Source organism: Stenotrophomonas sp. GD03930 (assembly GCF_029839665.1).
GTDB classification, from domain to species: domain Bacteria; phylum Pseudomonadota; class Gammaproteobacteria; order Xanthomonadales; family Xanthomonadaceae; genus Stenotrophomonas; species Stenotrophomonas forensis.
The window spans coordinates 2,051,676-2,078,232 of the sequence record NZ_JAOCAV010000001.1 but is presented as its reverse complement, the minus strand read 5'-3'; the positions used below and the strand labels follow the sequence as shown (position 1 = coordinate 2,078,232).

28 protein-coding genes are annotated in these 26,557 nt (G+C 67.8%); 13 read left to right on the top strand and 15 right to left on the bottom strand.

What is annotated here, in order from left to right:
* Positions 1-82 precede the first annotated feature (82 nt).
* The 3 genes from N5C18_RS09385 to ahpC all read right to left on the bottom strand — a co-directional run bounded on the left by N5C18_RS09385 (position 83) and on the right by ahpC (position 3,515).
* Positions 83-1,048, bottom strand: a complete 966-nt coding sequence (locus N5C18_RS09385) for a LysR substrate-binding domain-containing protein (RefSeq protein ID WP_008268420.1) — start codon at positions 1,046-1,048, stop codon at positions 83-85.
* An 85-nt stretch (positions 1,049-1,133) separates the two neighbouring features.
* Positions 1,134-2,726, bottom strand: a complete 1,593-nt coding sequence (gene ahpF / locus N5C18_RS09380; protein WP_053448857.1) for an alkyl hydroperoxide reductase subunit F — start codon at positions 2,724-2,726, stop codon at positions 1,134-1,136.
* A gap of 225 nt (positions 2,727-2,951) precedes the next feature.
* Positions 2,952-3,515: an alkyl hydroperoxide reductase subunit C gene (ahpC, locus tag N5C18_RS09375; protein ID WP_004144811.1), complete on the bottom strand. Its 564-nt coding sequence runs from the start codon at positions 3,513-3,515 to the stop codon at positions 2,952-2,954.
* 322 nt (positions 3,516-3,837) lie between these two features.
* On the opposite strand from ahpC, the gene prmC reads away from it, so the two are divergent.
* Together prmC and pip are read left to right on the top strand one after the other, a co-directional pair.
* Positions 3,838-4,695 carry a peptide chain release factor N(5)-glutamine methyltransferase gene (gene prmC / locus N5C18_RS09370; protein WP_279944358.1) on the top strand — a complete coding sequence of 286 codons (858 nt, stop codon included), beginning with the start codon at positions 3,838-3,840 and terminating at the stop codon, positions 4,693-4,695.
* Between the two features lie 48 nt (positions 4,696-4,743).
* A complete protein-coding gene (gene pip / locus N5C18_RS09365; RefSeq protein ID WP_279944357.1) occupies positions 4,744-5,685 on the top strand; it encodes a prolyl aminopeptidase in 942 nt (313 codons plus the stop codon).
* 72 nt (positions 5,686-5,757) lie between these two features.
* On the opposite strand, the gene N5C18_RS09360 is transcribed toward pip, so the two are convergent.
* Positions 5,758-6,642: a LysR family transcriptional regulator gene (locus N5C18_RS09360; protein WP_053451245.1), complete on the bottom strand. Its 885-nt coding sequence runs from the start codon at positions 6,640-6,642 to the stop codon at positions 5,758-5,760.
* Between the two features lie 105 nt (positions 6,643-6,747).
* Between N5C18_RS09360 and N5C18_RS09355 the strand changes: the two genes are divergently transcribed.
* Entirely contained in the window at positions 6,748-8,163 is a 1,416-nt protein-coding gene (locus N5C18_RS09355; protein WP_053448860.1) for an MFS transporter, read from the top strand.
* A 77-nt stretch (positions 8,164-8,240) separates the two neighbouring features.
* Here N5C18_RS09355 and N5C18_RS09350 read toward each other — a convergent pair whose 3' ends face one another.
* From N5C18_RS09350 to N5C18_RS09335, 4 genes are read right to left on the bottom strand one after another with little or no spacing between them, the layout of a single operon-like run.
* Complete coding sequence (locus tag N5C18_RS09350; protein WP_279944355.1) at positions 8,241-9,038, bottom strand: N-formylglutamate amidohydrolase; 798 nt, start codon at positions 9,036-9,038, stop codon at positions 8,241-8,243.
* The gene (locus N5C18_RS09345) at positions 9,031-9,585 is read right to left on the bottom strand and encodes an NUDIX hydrolase (RefSeq protein ID WP_049457965.1); all 555 of its coding nucleotides are present in this window, start codon (positions 9,583-9,585) and stop codon (positions 9,031-9,033) included. The genes N5C18_RS09350 and N5C18_RS09345 overlap by 8 nt, the downstream gene beginning before the upstream one ends.
* Positions 9,582-10,517, bottom strand: a complete 936-nt coding sequence (locus tag N5C18_RS09340; protein ID WP_279944354.1) for a 5'-3' exonuclease H3TH domain-containing protein — start codon at positions 10,515-10,517, stop codon at positions 9,582-9,584. The genes N5C18_RS09345 and N5C18_RS09340 overlap by 4 nt, the downstream gene beginning before the upstream one ends.
* The gene (locus N5C18_RS09335) at positions 10,514-11,095 is read right to left on the bottom strand and encodes a nitroreductase (protein ID WP_279944353.1); all 582 of its coding nucleotides are present in this window, start codon (positions 11,093-11,095) and stop codon (positions 10,514-10,516) included. The genes N5C18_RS09340 and N5C18_RS09335 overlap by 4 nt, the downstream gene beginning before the upstream one ends.
* A 331-nt stretch (positions 11,096-11,426) precedes the next feature.
* Here N5C18_RS09335 and N5C18_RS09330 point away from each other — a divergent pair, with 331 nt between their 5' ends.
* Together N5C18_RS09330 and N5C18_RS09325 are read left to right on the top strand one after the other, a co-directional pair.
* Complete coding sequence (locus N5C18_RS09330; RefSeq protein WP_053448862.1) at positions 11,427-13,748, top strand: DUF1631 domain-containing protein; 2,322 nt, start codon at positions 11,427-11,429, stop codon at positions 13,746-13,748.
* 51 nt (positions 13,749-13,799) lie between these two features.
* Positions 13,800-14,879, top strand: coding sequence for an NAD(P) transhydrogenase subunit alpha (locus tag N5C18_RS09325; protein ID WP_053448863.1), 1,080 nt, complete (start codon positions 13,800-13,802; stop codon positions 14,877-14,879).
* 63 nt (positions 14,880-14,942) lie between these two features.
* On the opposite strand, the gene N5C18_RS09320 is transcribed toward N5C18_RS09325, so the two are convergent.
* From N5C18_RS09320 to N5C18_RS09310, 3 genes are read right to left on the bottom strand one after another with little or no spacing between them, the layout of a single operon-like run.
* On the bottom strand, positions 14,943-15,404 hold the full coding sequence (locus N5C18_RS09320) for a DUF3106 domain-containing protein (RefSeq protein ID WP_053448864.1): 462 nt from the start codon (positions 15,402-15,404) through the stop codon (positions 14,943-14,945).
* 4 nt (positions 15,405-15,408) lie between these two features.
* Entirely contained in the window at positions 15,409-15,735 is a 327-nt protein-coding gene (locus N5C18_RS09315; RefSeq protein ID WP_049457541.1) for a hypothetical protein, read from the bottom strand.
* Entirely contained in the window at positions 15,732-16,316 is a 585-nt protein-coding gene (locus N5C18_RS09310; protein ID WP_279944351.1) for an RNA polymerase sigma factor, read from the bottom strand. The genes N5C18_RS09315 and N5C18_RS09310 overlap by 4 nt, the downstream gene beginning before the upstream one ends.
* Positions 16,317-16,414: 98 nt before the next feature.
* Here N5C18_RS09310 and N5C18_RS09305 point away from each other — a divergent pair, with 98 nt between their 5' ends.
* Both N5C18_RS09305 and N5C18_RS09300 read left to right on the top strand, forming a co-directional pair.
* Positions 16,415-16,735: an NAD(P) transhydrogenase subunit alpha gene (locus N5C18_RS09305; protein ID WP_049457539.1), complete on the top strand. Its 321-nt coding sequence runs from the start codon at positions 16,415-16,417 to the stop codon at positions 16,733-16,735.
* Complete coding sequence (locus N5C18_RS09300) at positions 16,732-18,192, top strand: NAD(P)(+) transhydrogenase (Re/Si-specific) subunit beta (RefSeq protein ID WP_279944350.1); 1,461 nt, start codon at positions 16,732-16,734, stop codon at positions 18,190-18,192. Before N5C18_RS09305 ends, N5C18_RS09300 begins: the two co-directional genes overlap by 4 nt.
* A gap of 188 nt (positions 18,193-18,380) precedes the next feature.
* Here the strand turns inward: N5C18_RS09300 and N5C18_RS09295 are convergent, their stop codons facing one another.
* On the bottom strand, positions 18,381-18,800 hold the full coding sequence (locus N5C18_RS09295) for a hypothetical protein (protein WP_049457537.1): 420 nt from the start codon (positions 18,798-18,800) through the stop codon (positions 18,381-18,383).
* A 122-nt stretch (positions 18,801-18,922) separates the two neighbouring features.
* On the opposite strand from N5C18_RS09295, the gene sufT reads away from it, so the two are divergent.
* The 6 genes from sufT to N5C18_RS09265 all read left to right on the top strand — a co-directional run bounded on the left by sufT (position 18,923) and on the right by N5C18_RS09265 (position 24,924).
* Positions 18,923-19,474, top strand: coding sequence for a putative Fe-S cluster assembly protein SufT (sufT, locus tag N5C18_RS09290; RefSeq protein WP_004144911.1), 552 nt, complete (start codon positions 18,923-18,925; stop codon positions 19,472-19,474).
* A 59-nt stretch (positions 19,475-19,533) separates the two neighbouring features.
* Positions 19,534-20,628: a branched-chain amino acid aminotransferase gene (locus N5C18_RS09285; RefSeq protein WP_004154341.1), complete on the top strand. Its 1,095-nt coding sequence runs from the start codon at positions 19,534-19,536 to the stop codon at positions 20,626-20,628.
* Positions 20,629-20,797: 169 nt separating this feature from the next.
* The gene (locus N5C18_RS09280) at positions 20,798-21,451 is read left to right on the top strand and encodes a hypothetical protein (protein WP_279944349.1); all 654 of its coding nucleotides are present in this window, start codon (positions 20,798-20,800) and stop codon (positions 21,449-21,451) included.
* Positions 21,448-21,783: a transcriptional regulator gene (locus N5C18_RS09275; protein ID WP_279944348.1), complete on the top strand. Its 336-nt coding sequence runs from the start codon at positions 21,448-21,450 to the stop codon at positions 21,781-21,783. Before N5C18_RS09280 ends, N5C18_RS09275 begins: the two co-directional genes overlap by 4 nt.
* Position 21,784: 1 nt before the next feature.
* Positions 21,785-22,807 (top strand): M23 family metallopeptidase, encoded by a 1,023-nt coding sequence (locus N5C18_RS09270; protein ID WP_053511892.1) that lies wholly within the window; start codon positions 21,785-21,787, stop codon positions 22,805-22,807.
* 377 nt (positions 22,808-23,184) lie between these two features.
* Entirely contained in the window at positions 23,185-24,924 is a 1,740-nt protein-coding gene (locus tag N5C18_RS09265) for a S8 family peptidase (RefSeq protein ID WP_053511893.1), read from the top strand.
* 88 nt (positions 24,925-25,012) lie between these two features.
* Here N5C18_RS09265 and N5C18_RS09260 read toward each other — a convergent pair whose 3' ends face one another.
* The 3 genes from N5C18_RS09260 to wrbA form a co-directional block, all read right to left on the bottom strand.
* Positions 25,013-25,498, bottom strand: a complete 486-nt coding sequence (locus N5C18_RS09260; protein ID WP_040009892.1) for an asparaginase domain-containing protein — start codon at positions 25,496-25,498, stop codon at positions 25,013-25,015.
* Between the two features lie 79 nt (positions 25,499-25,577).
* Positions 25,578-25,913: a DUF2069 domain-containing protein gene (locus N5C18_RS09255; RefSeq protein ID WP_049408967.1), complete on the bottom strand. Its 336-nt coding sequence runs from the start codon at positions 25,911-25,913 to the stop codon at positions 25,578-25,580.
* The gene (gene wrbA / locus N5C18_RS09250) at positions 25,910-26,503 is read right to left on the bottom strand and encodes an NAD(P)H:quinone oxidoreductase (protein WP_053448870.1); all 594 of its coding nucleotides are present in this window, start codon (positions 26,501-26,503) and stop codon (positions 25,910-25,912) included. Before wrbA ends, N5C18_RS09255 begins: the two co-directional genes overlap by 4 nt.
* Between the last annotated feature and the right edge of the window lie 54 nt (positions 26,504-26,557).

The following is a 26,557-nucleotide window of genomic DNA, read 5'->3' as shown; positions in this document are numbered from 1 at the left end:
CGCTGGCGCCGCCTGTCTGTATTGTGGGGACAAATGCGACCGGAATCGACTCCTGCCGATTCCGGGCCTAGGCTGTGGGGGCTCAGCCGTTCAGCGCGGGGCCGGGCAGGGCATTGGCGTCGTCGCCGACGGCATTCACCGCGTCGAGCGTGAACAGTGCATGCGGCAGCCGCTTGAACTGGTCGGCCAGCTCCATCAGGAAGCCATTCATCGCCGAGCTGCGGCGCCAGATCATGGCGATGCGGCGGCTCGGACGACCTTCGCCGGTGAAGTCGAGCAGGCGGATGTTGTTCGAGCGCGGCACCGGCGGCTGCACCGACAGGCTGGGAAGCAGGGTAATGCCGACGTCGGCGGCGACCATCTGCCGCAGGGTTTCCAGGCTGGTGGCGCGGAACTCGGACTTCTCGTTGGCGCCGAACAGGCGGCACACTTCCAGCGCCTGGTCGCGCAGGCAATGGCCGTCTTCCAGCAGCAGCAGCTTCTGCGTGGCCAGCTCCTGCACGTCCAGGTGTTCGCGGCGAGCCAGCGGATGGCGCCCGGACACGGCCAGCAGGAACGGCTCCTCGAACAGGAACTCGGCATGCAGCTGGTCGTCGATCACCGGCAGCGCCAGCAGCGCGGCATCGAGCTTGCCTTCGCGCAGGCGGTCCAGCAGCACGTCGCTCTTTTCCTCGACGAGCAGCAACTCCAGCTCCGGGAAGCGTTCGCGGATGCGGGGGATTACATGCGGCAGCAGGTACGGGCCCAGGGTCGGGAAGATCCCCAGGCGCACCGTACCGGCTTCCGGATCGCGGCTGCGTCGCGCCGCTTCCTTCAGTTGCTCCACTTCGGACACGATCACCCGTGCCCGCGCGGCGGCTTCCTGCCCGGCCGGGGTCAGCATCACCTTGCGCGGCGCGCGTTCCACCAGCGGCAGGCCCAGCTCTTCTTCCAGCTTGCGGATCTGCGTCGACAGCGTGGGCTGGCTGACGAAGCAGGAGGCGGCAGCCCGGCCGAAATGCTTGTGGTCGGCCAGGGCTACCAGGTACTTCAGATCACGTAGGTTCATCCTTACACCCCAGGGGTAACGGACCGGCTGACGGCATGGTTACCCGACAGGCAGACAATGTTCCCGGTGATCTGGGAACGGTGGATCAGGCCGCTTCAGCAACGGCACCGCTGCTGTTGCTGACCGACGAGCGGATCAGGTGGTCGAACGCGCTCAGTGCGGCGGTCGAGCCAGCGCCCATGGCGATGATGATCTGCTTGTAGGGTACCGTGGTGCAATCGCCTGCGGCGAACACGCCCGGCAGGTTGGTTTGGCCACGGTCATCGATGACGATCTCGCCGCGCGGCGAAAGTGCCACGGTGTCCTTCAGCCACTCGGTGTTGGGCAGCAGGCCGATCTGCACGAAGATGCCTTCCAGCTCGACGCGGTGGGCATCGCCGCCGACGCGGTCCTTGTAGACCAGGCCGGTGACCCGGCTGCCGTCGCCCAGCACTTCGGTGGTCTGCGCGCTGGTCAGCACGGTCACGTTGCCCAGGCTGCGCAGCTTCTTCTGCAGCACTTCATCGGCGCGCAGGCTGGAATCGAATTCCAGCAGGGTTACATGCGACACGATGCCGGCCAGATCGATGGCCGCCTCGACGCCGGAGTTGCCGCCGCCGATCACCGCCACGCGCTTGCCCTTGAACAACGGGCCATCGCAATGCGGGCAGTAGGCCACGCCCTTGTTGCGGTACTGGTCTTCGCCCGGCACGTTCATCTGCCGCCAGCGCGCGCCGGTGGACAGGATCACCGAACGCGACTTCAGCACCGCGCCGTTCTCCAGCTGCACCTGCACCAGGCCGTCTTCGCCGGCCGGCACCAGAGCGCTGGCACGCTGCAGGTTCATGATGTCCACGTCGTACTCGCGCACGTGCTGTTCCAGCGCCGTGGCCAGCTTCGGGCCTTCGGTCTCCTTCACCGAGATGAAGTTCTCGATCGCCATGGTGTCCAGCACCTGGCCACCGAAACGCTCGGCGGCGATACCGGTGCGGATGCCCTTGCGCGCGGCGTAGATCGCCGCAGCGGCGCCGGCCGGGCCACCACCGACCACCAGCACGTCGAAGGCATCCTTGGCGGCGATTTTCTCGGCATCGCGCTTGCTGGCATTGGTGTCCAGCTTGGCGACGATCTGCTCCAGGGTCATGCGGCCCTGGTCGAACACTTCACCGTTGAGGTACACCGTCGGCACCGACATGATCTCGCGCTTCTCGACTTCGTCCTGGAACAGGGCGCCGTCGATGGCCACGTGCTGGATGCGCGGGTTGAGCACGGCGGCCAGGTTCAGCGCCTGCACCACGTCCGGGCAGTTCTGGCAGGACAGCGAGAAGTAGGTTTCGAACTTGAAGTCGCCCTCCAGGTTCTGCACCTGCTCGATCAGCTCGGCGGTGGCCTTGGACGGGTGGCCGCCGACCTGCAGCAGCGCCAGCACCAGCGAGGTGAACTCGTGGCCCATCGGCAGGCCGGCGAAGGTCAGGTGGATGTCCTGGCCCGGGGTGCCCAGGTCGAAGGACGGCACGCGGCCCTGGCCGTCGCGCAGCACCTGCAGCGAGATCTTGTCCGACAGGCTTTCCAGGGTCTGCAGCAGTTCCAGCATCTCCTGCGACTTGGCGCCGTCGTCGGCGTGCGCGGTGATCTGGATCGGGCGGGTCACGCGCTCCAGATAGGTCTTCAGCTGCGACTGCAGGTTGGCGTCCAACATCGGGTCATCTCCTGGCTTCAGGCAAACAGGGGGCGTGGCACCGCTGTAGAAGGTAGCGGACCAGCAGGGGGTAGGGGTGAACCCAAGACAGCGACCGTGGAAGGGGCTGGCTGGCCAAGGCGGGCGAGCATTGGCTGTCTTGGGTTCACCCCCACGCCGGCGGGGGGACCGGCACGGGGATGAAGGGCGCGCCGTGGCGTGGGGCCACGGCAGGCCGGTACTGCCTTAGATCTTGCCGACCAGGTCCAGCGACGGGGTCAGGGTCTTCTCGCCTTCCTTCCACTTGGCCGGGCACACCTGGTTCGGGTTGGCGGCGGTGAACTGGGCAGCCTTCAGCTTGCGCAGGGTCTCGGAGACGTCACGGGCGATCTCGTTGGAGTGGATCTCCAGGGTCTTGATCACGCCTTCCGGGTTGATGATGAAGGTGCCGCGCAGGGCCAGGCCTTCTTCCGGAATGTGCACGCCGAAGGCGTTGGTCAGCTGGTGGGTCGGGTCGCCGACCAGCGGGAACTGGGCCTTGCCGACGGCCGGCGAGGTTTCGTGCCACACCTTGTGCGAGAAGTGGGTGTCGGTGGTGACGATGTAGACCTCGGCGCCGGCCTTCTTGAACTCGGCGTAATGGTCAGCGGCGTCTTCGATCTCGGTCGGGCAGTTGAAGGTGAAGGCGGCCGGCATGAAGATCAGGACCGACCACTGGCCCTTCAGGGTGCTGTCGGAAACCTTGATGAACTCGCCATTCAGGTAAGCATTGGCTTCGAACGGCTGGATCTGGGTGTTGATCAGGGACATCGTTATTCCTCTGGGTGAAGGGGAGTGGGTGAATCGACAGGAGCTAGGTTACCGACTCGCTGGCGATAAGAACAATCCATTGATTGCATCTATTTGATAGATAGAATCTATCATAATGCACTGAGCAGGCACTGAATCCGGCTGCCTCCATCCTGCAACTGCCTGTGTGACAAGGAAAATCTTCCCTGGAGGGTGAAGGCGGCCGATAGCCCTTCCTTATCCCGTCCGCCAGAACCTGAACGGATTCCCGCCTTTTGTAGCGTCGAGCCTGCTCGACCATGGGCAGGGAGCAGTCGAGCAAGCTCGACTCTACAATTGCGGCATGTCCGTCAAAACCGAACCCTCCCTGCGCCAGGTCGTGGCCGAGGCCAGTGCCCGCCTGGGCGGCATCGAGGCCCGCCACGAGGCCGAACTGCTGCTGCTGCACGTGCTGGAGCGCCCGCGCAGCTGGCTGTTCGCACACGCTACCGACCCGCTGCCCGCCGCTGAACTCGCCACCTTCGAAACGCTGCTGGCGCGTCGCGTGGCCGGCGAGCCTGTGGCCTACCTGACCGGTCGCCGCGGTTTCTGGACGCTGGACCTGGAGGTCGACCCGGCCACGCTGATTCCGCGCCCGGAAACCGAACTGCTGGTGGAACTGGCACTGGATCGCCTTCCACTGGGCCGCCCGCTGCAGCTGGCCGACCTCGGTACCGGCAGCGGCGCGATCGCGCTGGCGCTGGCCAGCGAACGGCCGCAGGCGCAGGTACTGGCCACCGATGCCAGCGCGGGTGCGCTGGCCGTAGCCGCGCGCAACGCCGCACGCCATGAACTGCGCAACGTGCGCTTCGCCGAGGGCGGGCATGACTGGTACGCGCCGCTGCAGGCCGCGCGCTTCGACCTGATCGCCAGCAACCCGCCGTACATCGCCAGCGACGATCCGCATCTGCAGCAGGGCGACCTGCGCTTCGAACCGGCTACCGCGCTGGCCTCCGGCGTGGATGGCCTGGATGACATCCGCCGCATCGTCGACGGTGGCCAGGCGCACCTGCTGCCCGGGGGCTGGCTGCTGATCGAACACGGGTGGGACCAGGGCGAAGCGATCCGCGCGCTGTTCGAGGCGGCGCGTTTCGCCGACGTGCAGACCGTGCAGGACCTGGAGCAGCGCGACCGCATCACCCTCGGCCGGCGACCGGCCTAGAATGGGGGTTCTCCTGCCCCGGCAGGGCATCACCCTGGAGCTGCAAGCATGCGTACGCTGTACCCCGCCATCACCCCTTACGACGTCGGCACCCTGAAGGTCGACGACCGCCACACGCTGTACTTCGAACAGTGCGGCAACCCGGACGGCAAGCCGGTGGTGATGCTGCACGGTGGTCCGGGCGGCGGCTGCAGCGACAAGATGCGCCAGTTCCACGACCCGTCCAAGTACCGCATCATCCTGTTCGACCAGCGCGGCGCCGGCCGTTCCACCCCACACGCCGATCTGGTGGACAACACCACCTGGGACCTGGTTGCCGATATCGAAAAACTGCGCGAGCACCTGAAGGTCGATCGCTGGCAGGTGTTCGGTGGCAGCTGGGGCTCGACCCTGGCCCTGGCCTACGCCGAAACCCACCCGCAGCGTGTGACCGAACTGGTGCTGCGCGGCATCTTCATGCTGCGCCGCTGGGAGCTGGAATGGTTCTACCAGGAAGGCGCCAACCGCCTGTTCCCGGATGCGTGGGAGCATTACCTGAAGCCGATTCCGGCCGTCGAGCGCCACGACCTGATCTCGGCCTTCCACCGCCGCCTGACCAGCGACGACGAAACCACCCGCCTAAAAGCCGCCAAGGCGTGGGCGGTGTGGGAAGGCGCGACCAGCTTCCTGCATGTCGATGATGACTTCATCAACAGCCACGAAGACCCGCATTTCGCGCTGGCCTTCGCCCGCATCGAGAACCACTACTTCGTCAACGGCGGCTTCTTCGAGGTGGAAGACCAGCTGCTGCGCGACGCGCACCGCATCGCCGATATCCCGGGCGTGATCGTGCACGGCCGCTACGACGTGGTCTGCCCGCTGGCCAATGCCTGGGACCTGACCAAGGTCTGGCCGAAGGCGAAGCTGGAAATCACCCCGGCCTCGGGCCACTCGGCGTTCGAAGCGGAGAATGTGGACGCGCTGGTGCGCGCCACCGATGGTTTTGCCTGATCGGTAGTGCCGGCCGCTGGCCGGCAACCCCGAAACGATTGGATCGACGTGGACGCCGGCCAGCGGCCGGCGCTACCACTCTCCGGCCAGCAGCGCGTCGGCCAGTACCTGCAGCTTTGGTGAGTGCTGGCGCGACGGCGGGTAGATCAACGACAGCGCACGGCTGCGGCCTTCGAACGGCTGCAGCACGCGTTGCAGGCGGCCATCGGCCAGCGCATCGGCCACCGCGAAATCCATCACCTGCACGATGCCGATGCCGGCGATCGCCGCTTCCACCAGCGGATCACCGCTGTCGAACACCATCCGCGTCGGCGGGGTGAACTCACGCAGCTGCCCGTCCTGCAGGAACTGCCAATCCACCTGGCGGCCGCTGCGCAGGTTGCGCACCGCCAGGCAGGCATGTTCCTGCAACGCGGCCACATCGGCCGGCGAGCCACAGCGCTCCAGGTACCGCGGGCTGGCCACGGTTACCCAGCGCAGCGGACGCAGGGGACGCGCGACGATGCGCTGGTCGGCGATGACCCCGGTGCGCAGCGCGGCATCGAACCCTTCTTCAACCAGGTCGACCAGACGATCGCTGAGCACGGCTTCCACCTGCAGCTGCGGATGCTGCTGCAGCAGCGGCGCCAGCAGCGGCACCAGCACCTTGCGCCCGAACATCGACGGCGCGCTGATCTTCAGCGTGCCCGAGGGTGTGCAAGGTCGGTCGGCCAGTTGCCGCTCGGCGTCGTCGAGGCCGGCCAGCAGGGGCGAGACCTGATCGACGAACTGGCGGCCATCCGGGGTCAGTGCCACGTTGCGGGTGTTCCGCTGCAGCAGCTTCACCCCCAGCGTGGCTTCCAGCCGGCTGATCGCGCGCGACAGCCCGGACTGGCTCAGGCCGAGCTGGCCGGCAGCGACAGTGAAGCTGCGTGCCTCGGCCACCTGTACCAGCATGCGCACGGCATTGAGGTCCATCGGGGCTTCATTCATGCCGAAAATCATGACAGATATGGTGGATTGGGGGTTTATTGATTCGGCTGCATCAATGAGACTGCGCTCCCCCACCGCGCCAGACCACCGATGCCTCCCCTCAAATACCCGCGCTGGGCGCTGACCCTGCTGGCCACCGCCCAGCTGATCATCGCCCTGGACGCCACCATCATCTTCGTCGCCCTGCATGACATGGGGCGCGCGTTGCAGATCAACGCGCAGCAGCTGCAATGGGTGGTCAGTGCCTACACCGTGGCCTTCGGCGGCAGCCTGCTGCTGGGCGGGCGTGCCGCCGATCTGATCGGCCGTCGCCGCTTCTACCGGCTGGGCATGCTGCTGTTCGCGCTGGCCTCGCTGCTGGGTGCACTGGCGCCCAATGCCACGCTGTTGATCATCGCGCGCGCGGCACAGGGCATCGGTGCTGCATTGTTGTTCCCGGCCACGTTGGCGCTGATCAACACGCTGTACGCGGAGGGCCCGGTGCGCAACCGCGCGCTGGCGATCTGGAGCATGGCCAGCGCGGTCGGGTTGGCGTTGGGCACGTTGCTGGGCGGGGTGCTGACCCAGGCGTTCGGCTGGCCGGCGGTGCTGGCGGTGATCGTGCCGTTGGCAACTGCGTGTGCGGTCGCGGCCGGCGCGTGGCTGCCGGCCGATGGCCCACGGGTGCAGGGCCGTTCATTCGACCTGGCCGGTTGCCTCACCGTCACCGCCGGCGGCAGCCTGCTGGTTACCACCCTGGTTCAGGGCCCGGAGTGGGGCTGGACGGCGCCGGCCACGCTCATCTGCCTGCTGCTTTCAGCCGTACTGTTGACGGTGTTCGTACAGATCGAAAGGCGCAGCCGAGACCCGCTGATGCAGTTTTCGCTGTTGCGCCTGCCTGGCCTGCGCGCGGCACTCGGCCTGACCTTCGCCTTCATGAGCAGCTATGGCGTGCAGTACTACTTCCTGGCGCTGTATTTCCAGGACGGCTATGGCTGGAGCCCGCTGCAGGCCGGGATGGCCTTCCTGCTGCCGACACTGGTGTGCACCTTCGGCATCCGTATTGCCGAACGCATGCTGCGGTGCCGTTCGCCACGGCAGGTGCTGGCCTGGGGATTCGCCGCCGGTGCCATCGGCATCGCCGCGGTGGCGCTGGCGATGCCGCATGGCGCCGGCTACTGGCCGCTGCTGCCGGGCATCGTGGTGCTCAGCATCGGCCAGGGCATGAGCTGGACGGCGATGTGGATCGTGGCCGGGCAGGGAGTGCCGGGTCCGCAGCAAGGTGTCGCGTCCGGCATGGCGGCCACCGCCCAGCAGATCGGCGGCGCCCTGGGATTGGCGGTACTGGTGATGGTCGCCAACGCCGCACGCGGCACGCAGGCAGCAACCAGTCCCGATGCCCTGCAGGGCATGGTCAATGCACAGTACGGCGCCGCGCTGTTCGCCGCGCTCGGCGTGGTGATCGCGCTGGGCCTGCGCCCGGCAGCGGTAGCGGTAGTGCCGGCCGCTGGCCGGCAAACGCAATGATCCAACTGTCCTGAGGTTGCCGGCCAGCGGCCGGCACTACCGATTCGGGGTAGATCCACGCCATGCGTGGACGATCCTCAACCGGCCGCCAGCAACTGCGGCTGCAACGCGCTGAAGATCCGCGCCAGCCGCTCCGCCCATGCCTGCTGTCCGGCGGCATCGGCAATCAGGTCCTGGCGGATTTCCAGCTCCACGTGCACCAGGCCGCGGCCTTCGCCATGCACCGGCACTGCGTAGTCGCTGGTGCTGCTCACCGAGTACGGCTCGTTGTCGCCCACCACCAGGTCGCCTTCGTCGCGCAGCGCCTGCAGCAGTGCATGCGCAAATCGCGTGTCCTGGTGGTACAGCACGCCGGCCTGCCACGGCCGCTGCATGCCGTTCATCACCGGGGTGAAGCTGTGCATCATCACCAGCAGGGTGGGGCGGCCGGCATCTCGGCGCGCGTCCAGTTCGGCGTCGATGCGCGCGTGGTACGGCGCGTGGATCGCATCGATGCGCTGCTGCCGCTGCGCTGTCGACAGCCCGACATTGGCTGGCACCACGGTGTGGTCGCTCACTTCCGGAATCAGCGTGGGCGAGGCCAGCGGACGGTTGCAGTCGATCAGCAGCCGCGAATAGGTCTGTTCGATCGCCCAGGCATCGAGCCGTTCGGCCAATGCGCGGGTGGTGCCGGCAATGCCGATGTCCCAGCCGATGTGGCGGTCCAGTTCGGCCTGCGGCAAGCCCAGGCCGGCGAGGGCACGCGGTACCTGCTGGCCGGCGTGGTCGGCCAGCAGCAGGAACGGCGAGGCGCCCCGCGGCTGGTGGATCGTGTAGAGCGCCGGGTCGTCAGCGCCCAGCAACGCCGGCAGCGCGTGCAGGTCGGCGTCAGCCACGCGCGCGCCCGTCCAGGTGGTGCTCGATCATCCACAGGCCGGCCCACAGCTTGGCATCCAGCTCGTAGCCTTCGCCCATTTTCTGCACCAGCCACGCTGCGGCCTGCGCGCGCGGAATCTCGTGCACGGTGATGTCCTCGCTGTCATCGCCTCCGCCTTCGCCGATCCGGCGCAGGCCGGTGGCGCGCACGAAGGCGATCTTCTCGCTGCTGGCACCGGAGGAGGTCGGGCCGATCATCAGCACTTCGGCGTGATCGGCGGTCCAGCCGGTTTCTTCTTCCAGCTCACGCACGGCCGATACTTCGATCGACTCGCCGGCATGGATGTCGCCGACCAGGCCGGCTGGCATCTCGATGGTGGGTGCCTGCAGTGGCACGCGGAACTGTTCGACGAACAGCACCTTGTCCTCGGGGGTGACGGCGATGATGATCGCCGCCAGGCCACCGGCATGGGTACGTTCGCTGTATTCCCAGGTGCCGCGCACCAGCATGCGCTGGTACTTGCCTTCATAGACGACACGCGGGGCTTCGGTATTGCGCTGGCTCATGCGGGCTCGCTGTGGATGGGAAGAGGGTCGGCCACGCCGGCGGCATCGAACAGCCGGCGGCGGGTCATCGGGCCGAAGCGCAGGGTCTGGCACAGGCCACCGAGCAGCTCCGGGTCGGCCGCCTGGCGCAGCAGTCCGGGCTGGCTGCCTTCCAGCGGCGCATCCAGCGCGATGGTGGTCAGCTGGCGCCACAGCAGGGCGTGCTCGCGCTGCTCGCGCAGGCGCACCGCCATCTGCGCGGCGCCGCGCAGGCGCAGGAACGGCACTTCGTCCAGGCGTTCGTACAGCGCATCCATGCTGCCGAAGTGGGCCAGCAGCACGGCGGCGGACTTGCTGCCGACACCACTGACGCCGGGAATGTTGTCCACCGCATCGCCGCACAGCGCCAGGTAATCGGCGATCTGGTGCGCATGCACGCCATGCCGCGCCTTGACGCCGGCCACGTCCCAGCGCTGGTTGCGCGCGTAGTCCCACTGCTCGTCGTGATCGAGCAGCAGCTGCGACAGGTCCTTGTCGGCGGAAATGATCACGCCACGATGGCTGTGCCGGTGCTGGTGCAGGGCACTGCCGATCAGGTCATCGGCCTCGTAGTCATGATGGGCCAGCACCACCAGGCCCAGCGCGGCGCACAGTGCCTTGCAGTGCACGAACTGGCGCTTGAGTGCTTCCGGCGCCGGGTCGCGGTTGGCCTTGTAGGCCGCGTACAGGCGGTGGCGGAAGCCGCTGTCGAGCGCTTCGTCGAAGGCGATGGCGATGTGCCGCGGGCGCTCGCGCTCAAGCAGGTCCAGCAGGAAGCGGGCAAAGCCGTGCACGGCGTTGGTCGGCCAGCCCTGTGCATCCAGGAACTGGTCCGGCAACGAATGCCAGGCGCGGAACACATAGATGCTGGCATCAACCAGGTACAGCGAGGGCGCCGGTGCCGGCAGGGTCATGCCGGCGGCGTCCAGTCGCGCAGCAGCGCCGCAGGGTCGGGGCGCTCGCGCTCGGGAACCTCGGCCTTCGGCGTACCGATGTGGATGAAACCCGCGATGCTTTCGCCCGCGGCCAGGCCCAGGTGGGCCTGCACGGCGGGGTCGAATGCCATCCACGCGGTCAGCCACTGGGCGCCGAAGCCCAGCGCCTGTGCCGCCTGCAGCAGGGCGAAGCAGACGCAGCCGGCGGTCATCAGCTGCTCCTGCTCGGGCACCTTCGGGTCCGGGCGCGGGCTGGCCACCACCACGATCACCAGCGGCGCGTGGCTGAAGCGCTGGCGGTCCTTCTCGAATACCGCCTCGCCGGCATGCGGGTCGCGCTGGCGGCTGCGTTTGACCAGGAAGTCGCCCAGAGTGTGACGTGCATCGCCGGCGATCTTCAGGAAGCGGAACGGCACGCGCTTGCCGTGGTCGGGCACGCGCACCGCCGAAGCCAGCATCCGCTGCAGGGTGGCCGGGTCCGGTCCGGGCTCGCCGAGCTGCCGCGAGGGCACTGAGCGGCGGGCATCCAGGGCAAGCAGGGCGGCGGGGTCGGGCATGGAGTCTGAACCGGTCATCACGGGTGTTTGATTATAGTCGGGGTGGTCAACGACGCCGTTTGTGTCGCGTCCGGCCTTTGAATATCAAACTGTGATGAACGTCATGCCACTGGCGGGAAACGGACGGCCGCTTCCCCTCGCCTCGCAGGCCTTGCACGGCTTACGATATCTATCTTGCCGGGCCGCCGGTCATGAGGTTTGAAGTGAGGACTGTTTCACTGTCCGTGACGGGCTGGCCGGCCTACCATCGACGTACCGGTGCATGGGGTGTGCCGGCCGTCGCGATGTCCATGCTGTCTGTCGTACCAGAGAAGGTGGGGAGCCTTCCCGAATGATGAGCGTGCCCACACCGATGGGATCGCCGGGGCGTGACCCGGCCCAGCTCCAGCGTGCCCGGGACATGGTCCTGCCGGCGCTGTGCCAGGCCTTCGGGGCCGCACTGGCGCGGTTCGACGATGCCCTGTTCGACCGGGCCGGCAATGCCGGTTCGTCGCAGCTGCTGTTCCTGGATGCGATGCGTGAACTGCGCCGCCGCCGCGAGGATATCGCGGCCGCCTTTGCCGGCCATCTGCAGCGGGCCTGGGAGGCGCTGGCCAGCGGTGAACCGCTGTCGGCCGAAACGACCCTGTCCGGCCCGGCCGAGGACGGCTTGAGCCTGTTGGCGGAACATGTGCTGGAATCGCGGCTGGCGGTGCGCAACTTCGCCACCGTGCTGCTGCGTGACTTCAAACCGGTGCTGGCGCGGCTCGACCGCCGCCTGGGCCGGCTGATCGGTGGCAGTGAACTGGATGCCGATCACAACCCGATCAGTCCCGAGCATCTGGGTGTCGCCATCCACGAAGCTTTTGCCGGCTGTGAACTGGCCCCGGAAGTGCACCTGGTGCTGATCAAGCTGTGTGAGCGCGACCTGCGCGCACCGGTCGGCCGCATCTACGAGAAGCTTGACGAACAACTGGCTGCGGCCGGCGTGATGTCGCAGATGGGGGCGCCACGGCGTCCGCCGTCGGCCGCGCCCGACCCGCGCATGGCCTCGGCCCTGGACGACCTGGTGGAACAGCGCCAGGGCGCGGGCTTCGATGCCGACTTCAGTGAAGATGAGCAGGCCGCGCCGGCCTGGGCACAGCGCTTTGCCGCGCGCTGGTCCGAGCGGCGTGGCCACATGCAGCAGCACCTGCCGGGCGAAGACAGCGGTACTGGCGAGGCCTACGCCGGCCAGCAGGGCATGCTGCTGGAAGCGCTGCACGAACTGCTGCAGCAGACCCGCCATGTGCGCGAGGATGCAACGTCGGCCGCGCAGGTGGCGATCGGCCAGCAGCGCCCGCTCAGCCAGCGCGAGATGATGTCGGTGTTGTCGCTCCTGCAGGCCACCCCCAGTGCGACGCTGCGTGCAGCGATCGGCGAGGATGGTGAATCGCTGGCGCAGCGGTTGAAGAGTGAAGTGCTGTCCAGCGCCACCCGCCTCGGCGTCGACCCCGGCCAGACCCGGCTGGACCCGCAGGACGAAGATGCGATCGACCTGGTCGGCATGCTGTTCGACGTGATGCTGGACGAGCGCGAACTGGAAGGCCGCTCGCGCGAGCTGATCGGCCGCCTGGTGGTGCCGTTCGTCAAGGTCGCGATGCTCGACCGCCGCATGTTCGTGCAGAAGACCCACCCGGCCCGCAAGCTGCTCAATTCGCTGGCCGAGGCCTGCGAAGGCAACACCGGCGAGAGCCAGGCCGAGCGCATGCTGATGGCCAAGGTCGAGGAAATCATCGAGCGCCTGGTGGCCGAGTTCAACGAGAACCTGGCGATCTTCCTGACCCTGGAAGAAGAATTCCGCGAGTTCCTGGTGCAGCATCGCCGCCGTGTGGAAATCGCCGAGCGCCGTGCTGCCGAGACCCAGCGCGGCCAGGAAAAGCTGGAAATGGCCCGTACCCGTGCCGGCGCCGAGCTGGATCGCCGTATCGGTGACGCCACTTTGCCGCCGGCCATCGCCGAGTTCCTGCGCCAGCCGTGGCAGCACCACCTGACCTTGGCGCTGCTGCGCGAAGGCGAGGAGGGCGCGTCGGTGGCCGAGGCCCTGGGCCTGGGCGACGGCCTGCTGGAGGAAGTGGCCGAGGCCCGCCGCCAGATCGTCGGCAAGCCGTGGCTGCAGGCCTGGCAGCCGGCGCTGGCCAAGGTGTTCGCCAGTGTCGGCGTACATGGTGACGCGGCCACCGGCGCCATCGACGCCCTGCATGACACCCTGCAGGGCATTGCCGAGTCCCGGCCGGAGCTGCAGCGCGCGCTGCCGGAGCTGCCGCAGGTCGCACTGCCGGCACCGCCGGTGGCCGAGTCGCCGGCAGTGGAACTGGGGGGGCAGATCGATGCCGATGACTTCGACAATGCCGATGCCGATCGCTTCCGTCGCATGGAAATCGGCAACTGGCTGGACTTCGTCGACAAGGATGGCAAGGTCCAGGCCGGCAAGCTGTCCTGGGTCAGCCCGATCTCTTCGCGCCTGCTGTTCGTGAACCGCCGCGGTGTGCGCTTCTGCGTGGCCTCGCCGGAAGAGCTGGCGGTGATGGTGCGGCTGGGCCGCCTGCGTGCCCACGTTGATGATGGCGCCTTCGACAGCGCGATGCAGGGTGTGATCGATCGATTGGACCCGGGCAGCGCCACCCTGCATTGAGCAGGGCCGCCTGCTAGGATCGGGAAAACTCACCGATCAGCGGGGACCTGCATGGCCGTGGCGTTGCTGGGGATCAAGGAGACCGTGCCGGGCGAACGGCGCGTGGCGCTGACGCCGGAGACCGCGCGCAAGCTCGGTGCCCTGGGCATCACCGTCTGGTACGAAAGCGGTGCCGGCCTCGCGGCGGGTTTCACCGATGCGGCCTATGACGATGCCGGTGCCCGTGCGTTCGATGCGCAGCGCTGGGGCGAGATCGACATCCTGCTGTGCGTGCAGGCACCGCCTGCGGGGGTGCTGGAAAAGCTCAAGCCGGGTGCCAGCGTGGTCGGGTTGCTGACCCCGGCCAGCGATCCGGCCCTGGCTGCACTCGCTGCCGAGGATCGTCTGCACCTGTTCCCGCTGCAGCAGCTGCCGCGCACCACCCGTGCGCAGGCGATGGACGTGCTCAGTTCGCAGGCCGGCATGGCCGGTTACAAGGCCGCGCTGATCGCCGCCGAGCGCGCGCCGCGCTTCTTCCCGATGCTGACCACCGCCGCCGGTACGGTGCGGCCGGCCAAGGTGCTGGTGATCGGTGCCGGCGTGGCCGGGTTGCAGGCGATTGCCACCGCGCGCCGGCTCGGCGCGCAGGTGGAGGGCTTCGACGTGCGCCCGGAAACCCGCGAGCAGATCCAGTCGCTGGGTGCGCGCTTCCTCGACCTGGGCGTGAGCGCGGCGGGTGAGGGCGGCTATGCGCGCGCGCTCACCGATGAGGAGCGCGCCGAACAGCAGCGCCGCCTGGCCGACCACCTGCGCGGCGTCGATGTGGTGATCTGCACGGCGGCAGTGCCGGGGCGCCCGGCACCGACGATCGTGACCGCCGCGATGGTAGACGGCATGGCCACCGGCAGCGTGATCGTGGACCTGGCGGCGGAGAGCGGCGGCAACTGCGCGCTGACCCAGCCGGGCCAGTGCATCGAGCATCAAGGGGTGACCATCGATGGCCCGCTGGGCCTGGCCAGTCGTGGTGCGACCCAGGCCAGCGAAATGTATGCGCGCAACCTGCTCAACTTCGTCGCGCTGTTCGTGCGCGAGGGCCAGCTCGGCTTCGATTGGGAAGACGAACTGCTGGCGAAGACGCGCTGGCAGTCGTGAATGACGTGGGGTCAGATCCCTTTGCCGCTGGCAAAGGGATCTGGCCCCCGCTATCCCGAAGGTTTACCGCGGCTTCGCCGGCGGCGGATTGTCGCGCACCCAGTCCTTGCGCTGCTCCGGCGTCATCTGCGACCAGCGCTCACGCAGGGCTTCGCGCTGCGCAGGTGGCATGTCGCGCATCTGCCCGAACAGGGCACGCGCCTGCTCGCGCTGTTCCGGGCTCATGTGCTCGAAGCGGCGCAGGCCGCGACGGGCCTTGTCGCGCTCCTCCGGGCTCATCGACTGCCAGCGCTGGCCGTGAGAGAGCATGCGCTGGCGCTGGCCGGCATCGGCGCCGTTCCAGCGGTCGCGCAACGGTGCCAGCAGGGATTCGCGCTGGGCTTCACTCAGCTGTTCCCACGCTGGCAGGGGCGTGGCCGGCAGGGGGCGCGCGGCAGGCGTGTGCGCGGCACTCTGCGCCAGCGCCGGGACGGCCGGCAGCAGCGACAGGGTCAGCAACAGCGGCAGGATGTTCAATCGGGGCATGGTTTCACTCCATCGCCAGGTCGGTGTCGCCCAGCCACAGGTACAGATCGGGATTTTCGTCGTACAGCGCGCTGTTGTCTTCCACCGAGGCCAGCACCGGAGCCGGCGCGGGGCCCGTCACGGGGCCGTGGCCGCTGAACTGCAGGCCGATACCCAGTGCCACCACCAGCGAACAGGCACTGGCCAGCCACCAGCGCCAGCGCCCGCGATGGGCCGCCGTGGCGCCGTGGCGGGCCAGGCGCAACCGGGCCAGCGTGGCCGGCGACAGCGCCTGCAGCGACTGCGCGTGCAGGCTGCGCAGGGTGTCATCGGAGGGCAGGGAGCGGTTCACGGGTGGGTCTCCAGGTAGTCCTGCAGCGCCTGCCGGGCGCGTGCCAGATGGGTTTTTACCGCGCCTTCGCTGCAGCCCATGGCGCGGGCGGTGGTGGCCCCGTCCAGGTCCTGCAGCACGCGCAGGGTGAAGGCCTCGCGCTGGCGCGCAGGCAGCGTGCGCAGTGCCTGCACCAGCTGCTGGTACTGCTGGCGCTGCTCATGCGCCTGCGCCGGGTCCGGGCCGGGGTCGGCCCAGTCGATCTCGCCCCCGTCGGCGTCCTGGTTGTCGCGCCAGAACGGCAGGCGGAAGCGGCGCCGGCGCTGCAGGTCGATCACGCGCCGGCGCAGGATGCTCCAGAACAGCGGCGCCCATTCGGTGGCCGGCTTGTCGGCATAGTCCAGCATGCGCATCAGCGCGTCCTGCACCGCGTCCATGGCGTCTTCGCGCTGGCGCAGGCCGGCCTCGGCGAAGCGGAACGCACGCGGGCCGACGCTGGCCAGGAACGCTTCCAGCGACGCCGGCACGGCATCGGTCACGGCGCTCGGGGGGACGGGGCTGCTCACCAGCACAGGGTACGGTTCCTCGCTCGGGGTCACCATCGACAACGCGTGAGCGTCGCTTCGGTTGACGCGGGGTACGCGCCGGGTTCAGCCCGTGGTTATGATGGGCCGACGAAGACAGAGCGGGAGCGTTGCCAGTGAGTGACGGGTTCGTAGCGCTGTACATCTTCATGCTGGCCGCCATTGCCGGCCACGTGATCATTTCGCGGGTGCCGGTGATCCTGCACACCCCGCTGATGTCGGGTTCCAACTTCATCCACGGCATCGTGCTGATCGGTGCGATGGTGGTGCTGGGGCATGCGCAGACGCCGCTGGAAAAAGCGCTGGGCTTCCTCGCCGTGGTGCTTGGCGCCGGCAACGCCGCCGGCGGCTACGTGGTCACCGCGCGCATGCTGGAAATGTTCAAGCCGAGCGCGCCCAAGGGCGGCAAGGATCAGCCGAAGGAGCCGCAGGCTTGAACATCAGCACCGTCGAACTGCTCGACTGGCTGGTCAAGGCCAGCTACCTCGTCGCCGCTACGCTGTTCCTGCTGGGCCTGCGCCGCATGGCCTCGCCGCTGACCGCGCGCAGCGGCATCCGCTGGGCCGGGCTGGGCATGCTGCTGGCCACGGCGGCGACCTTCTTCCTGCCCGAACTGCACAACGTGCCGTTGATCCTGGTGGCGCTGCTGCTCGGCGCGGGGCTGGCCTGGTGGTCGGCCGGCAAGGTCGCCATCACCGACATGCCGCAGATGGTGGCGCTGTACAACGGCATGGGTGGCGGTTCGGCGGCGGCCATCGGCGCAGTGGAACTGCTGCGCTATGCCTTCCTGGCCCACCGTGACACCACGCACTGGAGCGAGCAGGCACTGGCCGACCTGGCCGCGCGCCAACCGTCGGGCACGGTGTTGCTGCTGGCGGTGGTGGGTGCGGCGATCGGCGCGGTGTCACTGTCCGGCTCGGTGATCGCCTGGGCCAAGCTGGATGGCCGCCTCGACAAGCGGGTGACCTGGCCGGGCCAGCAGGTGATGAACCTGGTGGTGGCGCTTGCGGTGGTGGTGCTGGCGATCATCGCCGCCAGCACGCTCAGCACCTGGGCGATCGTCGCCTTCTTCGTGCTGGCGCTGGCGCTGGGCGTGTTGATGACGCTGCCGATCGGTGGCGCCGACATGCCGGTGGTGATCTCGCTGTACAACGCGTTCACCGGCCTGGCGGTGTCGTTCGAAGGCTATGTGCTGGGCAACGAGGCGCTGATCATCGCCGGCATGATGGTCGGTGCGGCGGGCATCCTGCTGACGCGGTTGATGGCCAAGGCGATGAACCGGCCGATCCGCAATGTGCTGTTCTCCAACTTCGGTGGCGGGGCCGGGGGCGAGGCGCAGGCGATCTCCGGTTCGCAGAAACCGATCGAAGCGGCCGACGTGGCCGCGATGATGGCCTTCGCCGAGCGCGTGGTGATCGTGCCCGGCTATGGCATGGCGGTCGCGCAGGCGCAGCACAAGATCTGGGAACTGGCGCAGCGGCTGGGCCAGCGCGGGGTGAAGGTGAAGTTCGCCATCCATCCGGTGGCCGGGCGCATGCCCGGGCACATGAACGTGCTGCTGGCCGAGGCCGGTGTGCCCTATGACCTGATCGCCGACATGGATGACATCAACCCGGAGTTCGCCAACACCGACGTGGTGCTGGTGATCGGTGCCAACGACGTGGTCAATCCGGTCGCGCGTACCGATCCGGCCAGCCCGATCTACGGCATGCCGGTGCTGGACGTGGTCAACGCGCGCAATGTAGTGGTGATCAAGCGCGGCAAGGGTACCGGCTTTGCCGGGATCGAGAATGCGCTGTTCTACGCCGACAACACCCGCATGCTGTACGGCGATGGTGCCGAGGCCGCGGCATCACTGGTGAGCGAGCTGAAGGCGCTCGACGGCGGGCATTGAAAGCCGGGGTCGGATCCGCCAGGGGCCGGTAGGTGCGGATCTTGGTCCGCACGCTCCTGCCGGCCAGCGGCCGGCACGACCCCCATCCACGCGTGGCTGCGCTTGGTAGGTGCGGACCTTGGTCCGCACGTTTCTGCCGGCCAGCGGCCGGCACTACCGCATCCCACGGGGGGCGTGGATCTGCGCGCTCAGCGCGCCAGCCAGGCGCCGACGATCACGGCCACGGCCAGCCACAGCCATTCCATCGCGCCATTGGCCAGGGTGATCAGGGTCCAGGCCAGGTGCGGACCCATGCGCAGGCTGGCGTCCCACAGGCCCAGCCCGATCGAGCCGCCCATCCAGGCGCTGGCGATGGTCCAGTTGGCCACGGCGGCGACCAGCAGCGTGCCCAGCACGACCAGCGCGATGCGCAGGCGGCCCGGCCCCAGCGTGCCCATGCGCAGCATGAACACCAGTTCCAGCGCGGTCAGTACCGCCATCCAGCCGACCTGCCGACCGGTCATCAGCGCCAGCACCATCCAGGCAAGGGGAGCAACAACCAGGCCCAGCAACAGCATGAAGGGCCAGAGCCAGGTCACGGTCCTGGCACGCGCGGCATTGGAGGACATCGAAGCTCCCAGAAGATCGCCCACAGGATACTGTGGTTTGCCGCAGTGCACCGGCGGTGGCAGGACGGCTGGGCTAGAATGCCGTCTTGCGTGGCCTCGGCCACGGCCCCATATCGGTCCCCATGTATTCCCGTAGCAGCGAACCTGTCCACTTCGAACGCGATTGCGAGGCCGTGATGGTCCCGCAGGGCGATACCGTGACCCTGCCCGCCGGCAGCTATGGGTACATCACCCAGGCGTTGGGTGGCAGTTATTCGGTGTTCGTCGAGGGCAACCTGTTCCGCATCGCCGGCAAGGACGGCGACGCCATCGGCAAGGAGGCCCCGGCCCCGCTGGAGCTGCCCGCCGATGCCACCGATGAACAGGTGGAACAGCTGGTGTGGCAGCAGCTTCGCACCTGCTTCGACCCGGAAATTCCGGTGAACATCGTCGAACTGGGCCTGGTCTATGAGGTCGAGATCAAGCACCTGGACGAAGGCCAGCGCGAGATCGACGTGAAGATGACCCTGACCGCACCGGCCTGCGGCATGGGTGACATCCTGGTCGATGATGTGCGCAGCAAGCTCGAAATGATCCCGACGGTGGCCGAGGCCGACGTCGAGCTGGTATTCGACCCGCCGTGGAACCAGCACATGATGTCCGAAGCGGCGCGGCTCGAGACCGGCATGCTTTGACCCACGGCCCGCAGCGACGCGGGCCCGGCACTACCCGCAACCAGAACAGGAAATCTCCGGTGTCCCAGTCCATTCCCAGCTTCGCCGTCACCCGTTCGGACCACCCGCGCAGCGCTGAAGAGCGCGCCCAGATCCTGGAGAAGCCGGGCTTCGGCCTGCACTTCACCGATCACATGGTGGAAGTGCGCTGGGACAAGGATGCCGGCTGGCACAACGCCAACGTGCGCGCCTACGGCCCGCTGCAGCTGGACCCGGCTGCAGCCGTGCTGCACTACGGCCAGGAAATCTTCGAAGGCATCAAGGCCTACCGCCACGCCGACGGTTCGATCTGGACCTTCCGCCCGGATGCCAACGGCCGTCGCCTGCAGCGTTCGGCGCAGCGCCTGGCGCTGCCGGAACTGCCGGTGGAGATCTTCGTTGAATCGCTGAAGCAGCTGATCGCGGTGGACAGCGCCTGGGTGCCGTCGGCCGACGAGTCCAGCCTGTACTTCCGTCCGTTCATGATCGGCGACGAAGCCTTCCTCGGCGTGCGCGGCGCGCACAAGGCCGGCTACTACGTCATTGCCAGCCCGGCCGGCCCGTACTTCGCCAAGGGCGTCGCCCCGGTGTCGATCTGGCTGTCGACCGAGTATGCCCGTGCGGCCAAGGGCGGCACCGGCGCCGCCAAGTGCGGTGGCAACTACGCCGCCTCGCTGCTGCCGCAGCAGAAGGCGCAGGCCCAGGGCTGCTCGCAGGTGCTGTTCCTCGATCCGGTCGAGGGCAAGTACCTGGAAGAACTGGGCGGCATGAACGTGTTCCTGGTCTACAAGGACGGCACGCTGGTCACCCCGGAGCTGTCCGGCAGCATCCTTGAGGGCATCACCCGCGAGAGCATCCTGCAGCTGGCGCGCGACCGCGGCATGAAGGTCGAGGAGCGCAAGGTCAGCATCGACGAGTGGAAGGACGGTGTGGCCTCCGGTGCGATCAGCGAAGTGTTCGCCTGCGGCACGGCGGCGGTGGTTACCCCGATCGGCCAGCTGAAGGGCGAGGGCTTCTCGGTGGGCGACATCAACGCCCCGGCCGGCGAAGTGACCATGTCGCTGCGCAAGGAGCTGACCGATATCCAGTACGGCCGTCTGCCGGACCGCCACAACTGGCTGGTCAAGCTGGGTTGATCGCTCGCACCGAACGATAGCGTCGAGCCAGGCTCGACCGCGTTCCCGGAAAGCCCGTCCCCGTGACGGGCTTTCTGCGTTATGGGGCCGCCGGATCGCTGCCGGGAGTGGTTGACGCAAATAGGTTTGCAATGCAAACTTAATTCAAGCGCCCCCGCTGGAGCATGTCATGCAGCCGTCCGTCATCGACCCTTCCTCGCGCCTGCAGGCGCTGACCCGCGAATACTCACGGTACTCGCGAAGCGCCGGCGGCCTGTCGGCGATGGCCGGTGGCGTTGCCTGCCTGGCCTCTTTCCTGGCCGGCGCCCTGTTGCCGACCACCCTGGCGCTGCGCATCGTGCTGATCGCCATGCCCGTGCTGTGGATCGCTGGCAAGCAGTGGCTTGCGCGCCGCTATTACCAGCGGCTGGGCCAGGTCGAGGAGCAGGTCACGCCGGTCGAGCGCAATTTCCAGCGATTCTTCATCGCCTTCACCGCGCTGGTAAGCGTGCTGGTGGTCGGCAGCGTGCTGACCCGGCTGGCCCCGATGGGGGAGCGGCCCTGGGACCTGCGCGCACTCGGTTACCTCGGGGTGGTGGCGATGCTGCCCTGGGTGGTGTGGCGTTGGCTGCGTACTCCCCTGGAGTTCATCGTGGGCGTGTTCCTGATGTGCCAGGCCGCGCTGGCCTTCACCGGGCAGACCTATGGGTTCGGGCCGAGCACCGCCGTGTTCCCGCTGGCGTCCATCGCGCTGATCGTCGTCGGCTGGCGTGATCACCAGCGCTTCCTCCGCCTGCAGGCCGAGATGCGCATGTTCATGGCGGGGCGGGCACACCCCGAATGAGCAGATTGCCTGATGCCCGCACGCTGCTGCAGCTTGATCGCCTGATCCACGAACCGGCACGCCTGCTGATCCTGTCGATCCTGGCCGGCGCCGAATCGGCCGAGTTCGGTTTCGTCGAACATCTCAGTGGCCTGAGCAAAGGCAACCTGTCCAGCCATCTGAGCAAGTTGGAGGCGGCCGGGCTGATTGCCATCGACAAGACGTTCCGGGGCAAGCGTCCCCTGACCACCCTGCAGCTGACTCCGGTTGGGCGACAGGCCCTTACCGAATACCGCACGCAGCTGGCGGCGATCGTCGCCGGTATTCCCGTTCCAGATCGCAAGGAGCCCTGACATGACATTGCTTCCACGCCTGATTGCAGTTCTGGTTCTCGCCCTTCCAGCCCTCGGTGGCAGGGCCGCGACGAGCGATCCGCGCCAGCAGGGGGCGGCGTTGACCACACAGTTCTACGAGGGACACATCGACGCCCTGTGGGAGCGGATGACGCCGCAGATGCAGGCGGCGCTGCAGTCCAGGCAGAACCTGGTGGCACTGCGCGAGCAGGTGATCTCCGGCTGGGGGGCGGAAACGGAAGTGGTCAGCGAGAAGGTCGGCAGTGCAGATGGAAACGACACCTATCTGCGCCAGGTTCGTTTCGAGAAGCGCCCGGGCATCGTCCAGGTGCTGTGGGCACTCGACGCCGAGGGGCGGATCAGCGGCTTCTACATCCGCCCCGAACAGTCCTCGCCCCCACAGGCCGCGGCCAGCCGGTTCCTTGACTACACCACCCGCACGCGCCTGCAACTGCCGTTCGACGACGAGTTCTTCGTGTTCTGGGGTGGGCGCAGCATCGAGCAGAACTACCATGCGGCCCACGCCGGCCAGCGCTTCGCGCTGGACCTGCTGATGGTCCGCGAGGGCCGATCGCATCGGGGCGACGGGCTGCGCAATGAAGACTACTTCTGCTTCGGTCGCCCGATCCTCGCGCCTGCCGATGGCACCGTGGTAGAGGTGGTCGACAGTGTTGCCGACAACGTGCCCGGCCAGATGAATGCGGCGCAGCTCACCGGCAACCGGGTCATCCTCGACCACGGCAATGACGAGTACTCGGTGCTGGCGCACCTGCGGCAGGGCAGCGTGCGCGTCGCACAGGGGCAGGTGGTCCGCAGCGGTGCGCATCTGGCTGACTGTGGCAACAGCGGCAATTCCTCCGAGCCGCACCTGCACTACCAGCTGCAGGCAGGGCCTGCATTCGGTGTTGGCGCGGCGCTGCCGGCGCAGTTCTCCGATTACATGGCCGATGGCCAGCCCGTCGCGCGCGGTGAGCCGGTCAAGGGGCAGCAGATCCGTCCCGCCGGTGTTGCGCAGGCACAGTAGCGCTGTTCCTGAAGCACATGCGTGATGGCCGTTCCGATGCCGGGCGGCCGTCGTCGTTGGTGAGCGGACGCCGATGTCGGCAAAGTCATGCTTGGACATGACATCCCCCAGTCAGGGCTGTGCAGGGCGCGCGAAAGTTCCTTCACCTTCACAAACCCTCGACCCGGAAAGTCTCAGATCAGACATTTCATCTTGCTGAAAAGACGCTGAAAATCTTGTGGTGTCCGGTTTTGGTCATTAGCGTCATCTGCACGGCGGATCAAAAGGGGGATCCGCTGACTCGCCGGACTTCGAACCTCGCCAACGCAAGCCAGCCCATGGTTCGGGCCGGTGCTTCTGCCGATTCCGGCATTCACACCACTAGAAAGGGAAATACGATGTCCCAGGTAACGCAACCGCGTGTGCGTCGAGTGTGGGTGGTCCTTGGTGCGTCCGTTCTGTCATCGCTGCTGCTGGCCACGCCTGCGCTGGCCGGTGATGTCCAGCTCAGCGGGCTGCAGTCCGCGCCGACGCACCAGCGCTTCATCGTGAAGTACCGTGACGGCAGTGCGCCGGTGGCCAATACCACCGCACTGGCTTCCTCGCTGAAGACGGCCGCGGCCGGCCTGGCCAGCAGCCAGGGCCGCGCGCTGGGCCTGCAGGAAGTGCGCAAGCTGGCCGTCGGCCCGACCCTGGTCAGGACCGATCGTCCGCTCGACCAGGCCGAATCCGAGCTGCTGATGCGCAAGCTGGCCGCCGATCCGAACGTGGAATACGTCGAAGTCGACCAGATCATGCGTGCCACGCTGACGCCCAATGACACCCGTTTCAGCGAGCAGTGGGGCTTTGGCACCTCCAATGCGTCGATCAACGTGCGCCCGGCCTGGGACAAGTCGACCGGCACCGGCGTGGTGGTGGCGGTCATCGACACCGGCATCACCAACCATCCGGACCTCAATGCCAACATCCTGCCGGGCTACGATTTCATCAGCGATGCGGCGATGGCGCGTGATGGCGGTGGCCGCGACAGCAATCCGAACGACGAAGGCGACTGGTACGGTGCCAACGAGTGCGGCCCGGGCATTCCAGCCTCCAACTCCAGCTGGCACGGCACCCACGTCGCCGGCACGGTGGCGGCGGTGACCAACAACAGCACCGGCGTGGCCGGCACCGCGTTCAACGCCAAGGTCGTGCCGGTCCGCGTGCTCGGCAAGTGCGGTGGCTACACCTCGGATATCGCCGATGCGATCGTCTGGGCCTCCGGTGGCACCGTCAGCGGCGTGCCGGCCAACGCCAATCCGGCCGAGGTCATCAACCTCTCGCTGGGCGGCGGCGGCAGCTGCTCGTCCACCTACCAGAACGCGATCAACGGTGCGGTCGGCCGTGGCACCACGGTGGTGGTGGCCGCTGGCAACAGCAACACCAACGTGTCCTCGTCGGTGCCGGCCAACTGTGCGAACGTGATCGCGGTGGCCGCGACCACCTCGGCGGGTGCGCGTGCCAGCTTCTCCAACTATGGCGCCGGCATCGACATCTCCGGCCCGGGCCAGAGCATCCTGTCCACCCTCAACACCGGCACCACCACGCCGGGCAGCGCTACCTACGCGTCCTACAACGGCACCTCGATGGCGGCGCCGCACGTGGCCGGCGTGGTTGCACTGATGCAATCGGTGGCGCCGAGCCCGCTGAGCCCTGCGCAGGTGGAGAGCATCATCAAGAGCACCGCACGTCCGCTGCCCGGTGCCTGCTCGGGTGGCTGTGGCGCGGGCATCGTCAACGCCGATGCCGCCGTTGCTGCGGCAATCAACGGTGGTGGGCCGAACCCGGGTGGCAACGTGCTGCAGAACAATGTGCCGGTGACCGGCCTGGGCGCCGCGACCGGTGCCGAGCTGAACTACACCGTCGCGGTTCCGGCCGGCAGCACCCAGCTGCGCGTGGCGATCAGTGGTGGCAGCGGTGATGCTGACCTCTATGTGCGCCAGGGCAGTGCCCCGACCGATACCACCTACACCTGCCGCCCGTACCTGAGTGGCAACAGCGAAACCTGCACCATCAACAGCCCCGCTGCCGGCACCTGGTACGTGCGGGTGAAGGCGTACAGCACCTTCTCGGGCCTGACCCTCAACGCCCAGTACTGAGCCCAAGTCCCTCTCCATGGGCACGCCCCGGCTCCGGCCGGGGCGTTCTTGTCCGGGTGGGTGCCGACCTTGGTCGGCACGCCGTTCCTCAGACCGACTCGAAGCGGTTCGCCGCCACGTTCTTGCGCACGTGCTGCGGATCAAAGATCCGCCCGTTCATCGCGATGTACACGCCGGTCGGCAGCGACTGCACCGCGCCGATCGCACAGCCGATGTTGAACTCTGCATCCGAACCACGGAAACGCGCCGGGCTGAGTGCGCCGGTCATCACGATGGTCTTGTCGGGGATTGTCGCCAGCACCTTGCCGGTCTGCACCATCGAATCGGTACCGTGGGTCACCAGCACGTGGCGGGTCGGCTGCGCGGCGATGGTGGCGCGGATCAGCTCGCGGTCCTCATCGTTGATGTGCAGCGAGTCCTTGCGCAGGATCGGAATCACGTTGAAACGGAAGGTCACGCCCAGTTCGCGCAGGATCATGCCTATCTGCGGATCGCCGATCTGGTAGTCCGACTTGTCGTCGAAGTAGATCTTGTCGATCGTGCCGCCGGTGGTGACGACCAGGAGCTCTTCCATCATGTGCATGCGCGAAACCAGGACAGGTACAGCGGCGCGGGGCCAGGAACACAGATGATACGGCCCGGCGGCCGCAGCGTCAGCGTCGCTTGCCGAAGCGGGCGCGCAGCCCCGGCAGGCTGGCGCTGAAGATCACCAGCAGGGCCAGTGCGATCTCGATCAGCGCCAGCCAGCGTGTTTCCGGGTGGCTCCAGGCACTCATCACGCCGTGGCTGAACCAGCCCAGGGCCAGAACCGAGGCCCAGAAGCCGGCCTTGCGCCAGCCCAGCCGCAGGGCGATGGCCAGCGCCAGCGGCGGCGCGGTGAACACCAGCTGGGTGGCCAGCCAATGCTTGTCATTGATGAACCAGCCTGCGAACAGCGCGGCCAGCCCCATCAGGGCCAGCAGCAGGACCGTGCGCGGCGCGGCGCTCATCGGCCCAACCGCTGCGCGATGTCGGCCACCCGGCGGCCCAGCGCGCGGGCCAGCACGGCCTCGTCGTCGGTCGGTTGCGGGTCGTCGGCGGCACCGGCCACATGGCTTGCACCGTACGGGGTGCCGCCACTGGTGGTATGGCTCAGCGCCGGCTCGGTGAACGGGATGCCGACGATCAGGCAGCCGTGGTGCAGCAGCGGGACCTGCATCGACAGCAGGGTCGACTCCTGGCCGCCATGCATCGAGGCCGTGGAGGTGAACACGCCGGCCGGCTTGCCCGACAGCGTGCCGTTGACCCATTCGGCGCCCAGGCCATCGAGGAAGTGCTTCACCGGCGCAGCCATGTTGCCGAATCGGGTCGGGCTGCCGAGCAGCAGGCCCTGGCATTCGACCAGGTCCTGCACGCTCACGTAGGGGGCGCCATCGTCGGGCACCGGCGGCTGCGCGGTCTGGGTTACCGCAGCCACCGGCGGTACCGTGCGCAGGCGCGCGGTCATCCCCGGCACCTCGCCGATGCCCCGCGCGATCTGGCGCGCCAGCCGTGCCACCGAACCGCCCCGGCTGTAGTACAGCACCAGAATCTCGCCCATCGTGCCCGCTTCTCCTCGTCGTCTGGCCACCAGTATGGCTATCCTGCGAGCATT

Coding starts and splice junctions, on each gene's coding strand:
- N5C18_RS09385 (WP_008268420.1), bottom strand. CDS start 1,048: ATGAACCTACGTGATCTGAAGTACCTGGTAGCCCTGGCCGACCACAAG.
- ahpF (WP_053448857.1), bottom strand. CDS start 2,726: ATGTTGGACGCCAACCTGCAGTCGCAGCTGAAGACCTATCTGGAGCGC.
- ahpC (WP_004144811.1), bottom strand. CDS start 3,515: ATGTCCCTGATCAACACCCAGATCCAGCCGTTCGAAGCCAATGCTTAC.
- prmC (WP_279944358.1), top strand. CDS start 3,838: ATGTCCGTCAAAACCGAACCCTCCCTGCGCCAGGTCGTGGCCGAGGCC.
- pip (WP_279944357.1), top strand. CDS start 4,744: ATGCGTACGCTGTACCCCGCCATCACCCCTTACGACGTCGGCACCCTG.
- N5C18_RS09360 (WP_053451245.1), bottom strand. CDS start 6,642: ATGGACCTCAATGCCGTGCGCATGCTGGTACAGGTGGCCGAGGCACGC.
- N5C18_RS09355 (WP_053448860.1), top strand. CDS start 6,748: ATGCCTCCCCTCAAATACCCGCGCTGGGCGCTGACCCTGCTGGCCACC.
- N5C18_RS09345 (WP_049457965.1), bottom strand. CDS start 9,585: ATGAGCCAGCGCAATACCGAAGCCCCGCGTGTCGTCTATGAAGGCAAG.
- N5C18_RS09340 (WP_279944354.1), bottom strand. CDS start 10,517: ATGACCCTGCCGGCACCGGCGCCCTCGCTGTACCTGGTTGATGCCAGC.
- N5C18_RS09335 (WP_279944353.1), bottom strand. CDS start 11,095: ATGCCCGACCCCGCCGCCCTGCTTGCCCTGGATGCCCGCCGCTCAGTG.
- N5C18_RS09330 (WP_053448862.1), top strand. CDS start 11,427: ATGATGAGCGTGCCCACACCGATGGGATCGCCGGGGCGTGACCCGGCC.
- N5C18_RS09325 (WP_053448863.1), top strand. CDS start 13,800: ATGGCCGTGGCGTTGCTGGGGATCAAGGAGACCGTGCCGGGCGAACGG.
- N5C18_RS09320 (WP_053448864.1), bottom strand. CDS start 15,404: ATGCCCCGATTGAACATCCTGCCGCTGTTGCTGACCCTGTCGCTGCTG.
- N5C18_RS09310 (WP_279944351.1), bottom strand. CDS start 16,316: ATGGTGACCCCGAGCGAGGAACCGTACCCTGTGCTGGTGAGCAGCCCC.
- N5C18_RS09295 (WP_049457537.1), bottom strand. CDS start 18,800: ATGTCCTCCAATGCCGCGCGTGCCAGGACCGTGACCTGGCTCTGGCCC.
- sufT (WP_004144911.1), top strand. CDS start 18,923: ATGTATTCCCGTAGCAGCGAACCTGTCCACTTCGAACGCGATTGCGAG.
- N5C18_RS09280 (WP_279944349.1), top strand. CDS start 20,798: ATGCAGCCGTCCGTCATCGACCCTTCCTCGCGCCTGCAGGCGCTGACC.
- N5C18_RS09275 (WP_279944348.1), top strand. CDS start 21,448: ATGAGCAGATTGCCTGATGCCCGCACGCTGCTGCAGCTTGATCGCCTG.
- N5C18_RS09270 (WP_053511892.1), top strand. CDS start 21,785: ATGACATTGCTTCCACGCCTGATTGCAGTTCTGGTTCTCGCCCTTCCA.
- N5C18_RS09265 (WP_053511893.1), top strand. CDS start 23,185: ATGTCCCAGGTAACGCAACCGCGTGTGCGTCGAGTGTGGGTGGTCCTT.
- N5C18_RS09260 (WP_040009892.1), bottom strand. CDS start 25,498: ATGGAAGAGCTCCTGGTCGTCACCACCGGCGGCACGATCGACAAGATC.
- N5C18_RS09255 (WP_049408967.1), bottom strand. CDS start 25,913: ATGAGCGCCGCGCCGCGCACGGTCCTGCTGCTGGCCCTGATGGGGCTG.
- wrbA (WP_053448870.1), bottom strand. CDS start 26,503: ATGGGCGAGATTCTGGTGCTGTACTACAGCCGGGGCGGTTCGGTGGCA.